This window comes from Allorhizobium borbori, from assembly GCF_014196535.1.
Lineage (GTDB): Bacteria > Pseudomonadota > Alphaproteobacteria > Rhizobiales > Rhizobiaceae > Ectorhizobium > Ectorhizobium borbori.
In genome coordinates this window covers 1-5252 of the sequence record NZ_JACIDU010000046.1, presented here as the reverse complement: position 1 = coordinate 5252, position 5252 = coordinate 1, and the positions used below count along the sequence as shown (strand labels likewise).

Below are 5252 nucleotides of genomic sequence, written 5' to 3'. Positions count from 1 at the left end.
AGCCGCCGCGCTACCTCAAGGCCGGCGATACCGTCGAACTCGGAATCGAGGGCCTCGGCACGCAAAAACAGACATTCGTCGCCGATATTTGATTGAAGCATAAGCATTTCCGCCAGAGAGGCCGCCCATGACCCGCATCACCGATCTCCGCGTCTACGACCTGCGTTTCCCCACCTCGCAGAGCCTTGACGGTTCGGACGCCATGAACCCCGATCCGGATTATTCGGCGGCCTATGTCATTCTGGAAACGGATGCGCCCGGCCTGTCCGGTCACGGCCTGACCTTCACCATCGGCCGCGGCAACGACATCTGCTGCATGGCGATCGAAGCCATGCGCCATCTCGTCGTCGGCGTCGATCTTGCCGAGGTGAAGGCGGCCCCCGGCGCTTTCTGGCGCAAGTTGACGGGCGACAGCCAGTTGCGCTGGATCGGTCCCGACAAGGGCGCGATGCACCTTGCGACCGGTGCCGTGGTCAATGCCTTTTGGGATGCGATGGCCAAGGAAGCCGGGCTTCCGGTGTGGAAGTTCGTGGCCACCATGACGCCCGAGCAAATCGCCGATATCGTCGATTATCGCTACCTCACGGATGCGCTGACGCGCGACGAGGCGCTGGCCATTCTGAAGAAGGCCGAGGCCGGCAAGGCCGAGCGGATCGCCAGGCTGGAGCGCGAAGGCTATCCCTGCTACACGACCTCGGCGGGCTGGCTCGGCTATTCCGACGAGAAGCTGCGTCGTTTGGCGCAGGAGGCCGTCGATCAGGGTTTCAACCATATCAAGATGAAGGTCGGTCGCGATCTTGACGATGATATTCGCCGGCTCACCATCGCCCGCGAGGTGATCGGTCCCGACCGTTATCTGATGGTCGACGCCAATCAGGTCTGGGAAGTGGGGCAAGCCATCGACTGGATGAAGCAGCTTGCTTTCTGCAAGCCCTTCTTCATCGAGGAGCCGACGAGCCCCGATGACGTGGCCGGTCACAAGGCGATCCGTGAGGCCATTCAGCCGATCAAGGTCGCGACCGGCGAAATGTGCCAGAACCGCATCATGTTCAAGCAGTTCATCGCCGAGGGCGCCATTGACATCGTGCAGATCGACAGTTGCCGCATGGGGGGGCTGAACGAGGTGCTGGCCGTGCTGCTACTCGCCGCCAAGTTCGGCAAGCCGGTCTGGCCGCATGCCGGAGGCGTGGGGCTCTGCGAATATGTGCAGCACCTCTCGATGATCGATTACATCGCCGTGTCCGGCACCAGGGAAGGCCGCGTGATCGAATATGTCGACCATCTGCACGAACATTTCATCGAACCCTGCGTGATCGAGAACGCCGCCTATATGCCGCCCACACTGCCGGGCTTCTCCATCGAGATGAAACCGGCCTCGATTGCCGGCTACACCTTCGTCAAGGGTTGAGGTGCAGGGGAACGGGTCAATCTGATCCGCTCCCGGCCGCCTGACCTGGAGCATTTCCGGTGATTACGGGATCATCGGGAATGCTTTAACCCTTGCGCAGGATGAGCGGGCCGTAAAGCCCGGCATAGCCGAGGAAGGCGACGATCCATCCGAGTGCGGCCAGCGGCAGGAGAAGCATGGTCCAGCCCGGCAGGAGCGCGGCTCCGATGCGAGCCAGCGCGGCCAGAACGATCGGGGCGTAGATGACGAGCACGGTCGAGAGCGGCGCGGTCAGCGGCTGGCCGGAATGGCCGCGTGTGGCCCGCGTCATCACTGCAAGGGTCATGGCGCCGATGCCGCCGGCTGTCCATCCATGCAGACCGGCTGAGGCAAGCCCGGCATCCTCGCTCAAAAGTCCCGCCCCCGTCAGCAGGAAGCCGAGCGGCACGAAGGTGAAGGCCACGTGCAGCATCGCCACCAGCGGCTCGCGCCGGGTGCGGAACGGTTTCCAGCGAAGCTGGCGGGCGAATTGGAAGAGACCGGCGGCGAGGCATGCCGTGCCGGCGAACGGCGCAAGCGCTTCGGCCCGCGCGGAAACGGCCCACAGCACCAGCGCCAGCGCCGAAACGCTCATGGCGGCAAGGTCGAAGGCTCCGAAAGGCGGGGGCTCCTGTCCGGGATTGTTCCTGCGCAGCCAGTTGCCGGTAAAGGTGGGGATGATGCGCCCGCCGATGACGGCAATCAGGAAAATGACGGTGGCGATCGCCATCCGGCTGGCCAGCTCGATGCGCCCGAAGCGGGCATATTCATGGAAAAACAGAACCTGCGCTGCAAACAGCAGCGCCAGAATGACGGCGACGTTGTAATTGCGGCGGTTCTTGCCGGCGATCAGCTCGCGCAGGATCAGAAGAACGAACGCGGGCAGGAAGAGGAGACTTGTCACTGCCGCCGCCGTCAGGCCGATGGTTTCCGATGTGGTGATGGCGAGACGCCCTGCGAGCCAGAGCAGGACGAGCGCCAGCAGCGGTGCGCCCTTCAGCGCCGGGCGTCCGGTCCAGTTCGGCACGGCTGTCAGCAGGAAACCGGCGATGATGGCGGGCACGAAGCCGAACAGCAGTTCATGCTGATGCCAGACCACCGGGGAAAGGGCGGAGGGGATGTGCGCGAAGCCGAGAAACCACGGCACCCACAACCCGATCATCAGTGCCGCGTGGAGTGCGCCGAACAGGAAGAAAGGACGAAAGCCGCCGGAGAGGAAGCGGGAGGAGGCAAGGGACATGATCAACAACTCTTCTGTTCGAGTGTGTGCGGCGACCAGAGCAGGGGCAGGTAGACACTGAGCCAGAGCGTAAGCGCGGTGGCCCAAAGGAGGGCGGAAAGTGCATTTGGCCCACCGGGCAGGCTGAGGTCGATGTCGAGTTCCGGGGCGATGCGGCTAAGGGTGGCGAAGACGACAAGAAGGAGCGCCGCGCGCGTACGGCGATGGAACTGCAGCGGCTGGCCGGTATGCAGCAGGCCGGCGATGGAGAGGACCTGAAGAACGCCGAGCCCGAGCCCGCCCATCGTCAACAGGTGAATGCCGGCGAGTACCGGCAGTGGCAGGCCGACCCCGGCAAGTCCGATGATCAGCAGCCCGAGGCCGGTGAATGCGCTGGAAAGCCAGAGCCCCGCCAGTTCCGGCCGCAGGCCCTCGCGCCCGACAAAACCTTCCGCCACCCGGTCGAGAAAGGCCGCCCCCGTCGCCATGGCGAGATAGCCGGTGACAGCGGGCGAAAGCGATGCGGCTTCAGCAATGGTGAGTAGCGCGGCAAGGCCGGGCGCCAGATTGACGCGCGCCGGATGCGGACGATAGGGCGAGGTTTCCTCGTCCGGATCGAGCATGCGGTTGGTCACGGGAACGGTGATACGGGCAAGCGCCAGCCCGAGCAGACCGGCAAAGGCGGCGAGCGCCAAGCGGATGGCCTGTTCGCCACGGTCGAAATCGCCCGTCAGCATCGACCAGCGCAGCCATCCGGCGGCGAGCGCGAGGGCTGTCAGAAAGAACACGAAGCCCGCAAGGTTCAGGGTGCGCAGCCGCATCGCGAGCGTTGCCGCATAGCCGGCCAACAGGAGAAGCCAGAGGAGATCGAAGACGCCCGCCAGAACGATCATGGCCTGCGAGCCGAAGAAGCCGGCAATGCGCGGCAGGCCCCAGAACGCGGCGAGCCCCAGCAGCGGCCAGCCATGCAGCGTCCTCGTTTCGGTCCATTCGGGCAGCGCCGAGACGAGAAAGCCGATCAGCGCGGCGCCGAAGCTGCCGAAAATCATTTCCTGCGCATGCCATTGGCCGGGGGCCGTGTCCGCGGCAAACGGCAGGCCGAATTGCCAGAGCAGAGCCCACAGCAACGGCCAGAGCGCGGCGTGAAGGGCGGCAAGCGGAAAGAACAGCCGCAGGGCTTCATCGGTTGCCGCCGCAAGGCTCAGTGGACGGGCGTGGCGGAGCGGGCAAGGGACAAGGGTCATCCGGCCCGCCTTTCATCCATGTCGTTGACATGGGCAAAGAGCGGGTTGCGCGTGAGAAAGTCGTGGGCGATTTCGAACACCGCGCGGTCATCGCGGGTGCCGGGGGTGAGTGGAACCGTAACGTTGCCGGCCATGCCACGCCCGAGCGGATCGAGAACGGCGATGCGATGGGCTATCCGCACGGCCTCGGCCATGTCGTGGGTGATGAACAATCCACTGCGGCTCTCGCTGGTGACAGAGGTGATCACGATGTCCTGCATGCGCCGTTTCAGCGCGACATCGAGCGCCGTGAAGGGCTCGTCGAAGATCAGGAAGGCCGGGTCCGTGACCAGCGCCCGCGCGATGGCAACCCGCTGGCGCATGCCTCCGGAAAGCTGGGCCGGGAACTTCGCGAGATCGCTGCGTTCAAGCGCCACCTTTGCGGCCACGGTCTCCACCCGTTCACGGACGATCCGCCGGGAAAGCCGGAGCGGCTTCAGCGCGAAGGCGATGTTGGCGGCGGCTGTCGCCCAGGGCAGAAGGCGCGGTTCCTGAAAAACCACGGCATGGCGGTCATAGTCCCGCACGACCCGGCCGCGGCGTGCTTCGACAAGGCCGGCTGCGATATGGGCGAGGGTGGATTTTCCCGAACCGGAAGGGCCGACCAGCGCCACGAGTTCACCGGCTTCGACCGTCAGGGAAATGCCGTCCAGCACGGTGCGGCCGAGAAAGGCGTGGCCGATATGGTCGAGGGTAAGGGCGGTCATCGTTTTACCCCCCAGGGTTCCGCTGCCTGCCGCCAGGTTTCGAAAGCGCCGCGCAACGGGTGCAACACGCCATATTCGACGGCGAGAAGGGCGGCGATTGACAGGAGAACCCAGGCAAGCGCGGTGGCAACATCGAGACTGGCACGGGCGGCCGCCAGTTCGCCGCCGATGCCGCCGGCATTGGCGATGAGTTCGGCCATGACCGCCGCCTTGAAGGCGGTGCCGAGCGCCATGGTGAGCGCGGGAAAGAGGCTCGAAAGCATCTGCCGCAGGCTGATGTGGAAGAGACGGGCGGGTGCGGAAAGGCCGCTGGCGTGGGCCATGGCCTCCAGCCCCCGGTCGCGGGTGGCGATGCCTTCGGCCGCGCCGGCAAAGACGATGGGCAGTGCCGCGATGGCGGCGGTGGCCATCACCGTTCCGCTGCCCATGCCGAACCAGATCATCAGAAGCACGATCCAGGCGATCGGCGGCACGCCGAGCAGAAGCGTTACCTGCGGCTTTGCCAGCCGGAGGATGGCGGGGTGAAACCCGGCAATGACGCCGGTCAGCGTTCCGAGGGCCAAGGCGGCAAGAAAACCGGCAAGGGCGCGCTTGCCGGTTTCCAGCACGAGCGCCAG

Annotated in this window: 5 protein-coding genes and 1 pseudogene; 2 read left to right on the top strand and 4 right to left on the bottom strand. The window is 65.4% G+C overall.

The window, feature by feature from the left end:
• Both GGQ66_RS22745 and GGQ66_RS22740 read left to right on the top strand, forming a co-directional pair.
• Positions 1 to 92 (top strand): annotated as a pseudogene (locus tag GGQ66_RS22745) (2-hydroxyhepta-2,4-diene-1,7-dioate isomerase); the annotation flags it as partial.
• Positions 93 to 127: 35 nt separating this feature from the next.
• The gene (locus GGQ66_RS22740; protein ID WP_183795995.1) at positions 128 to 1408 is read left to right on the top strand and encodes an L-fuconate dehydratase; all 1281 of its coding nucleotides are present in this window, start codon (positions 128 to 130) and stop codon (positions 1406 to 1408) included.
• Between the two features lie 85 nt (positions 1409 to 1493).
• Here GGQ66_RS22740 and GGQ66_RS22735 read toward each other — a convergent pair whose 3' ends face one another.
• The 4 genes from GGQ66_RS22735 to GGQ66_RS22720 all read right to left on the bottom strand — a co-directional run.
• Complete coding sequence (locus GGQ66_RS22735) at positions 1494 to 2666, bottom strand: NnrS family protein (protein WP_183795993.1); 1173 nt, start codon at positions 2664 to 2666, stop codon at positions 1494 to 1496.
• 2 nt (positions 2667 to 2668) lie between these two features.
• Positions 2669 to 3889: an NnrS family protein gene (locus tag GGQ66_RS22730; protein ID WP_183795991.1), complete on the bottom strand. Its 1221-nt coding sequence runs from the start codon at positions 3887 to 3889 to the stop codon at positions 2669 to 2671.
• The gene (locus GGQ66_RS22725; RefSeq protein ID WP_183795989.1) at positions 3886 to 4635 is read right to left on the bottom strand and encodes an ABC transporter ATP-binding protein; all 750 of its coding nucleotides are present in this window, start codon (positions 4633 to 4635) and stop codon (positions 3886 to 3888) included. The genes GGQ66_RS22730 and GGQ66_RS22725 overlap by 4 nt, the downstream gene beginning before the upstream one ends.
• The coding region (locus GGQ66_RS22720; RefSeq protein WP_183795987.1) for an ABC transporter permease at positions 4632 to 5252 on the bottom strand (621 nt) is incomplete at its 5' end. The genes GGQ66_RS22725 and GGQ66_RS22720, both read right to left, overlap by 4 nt.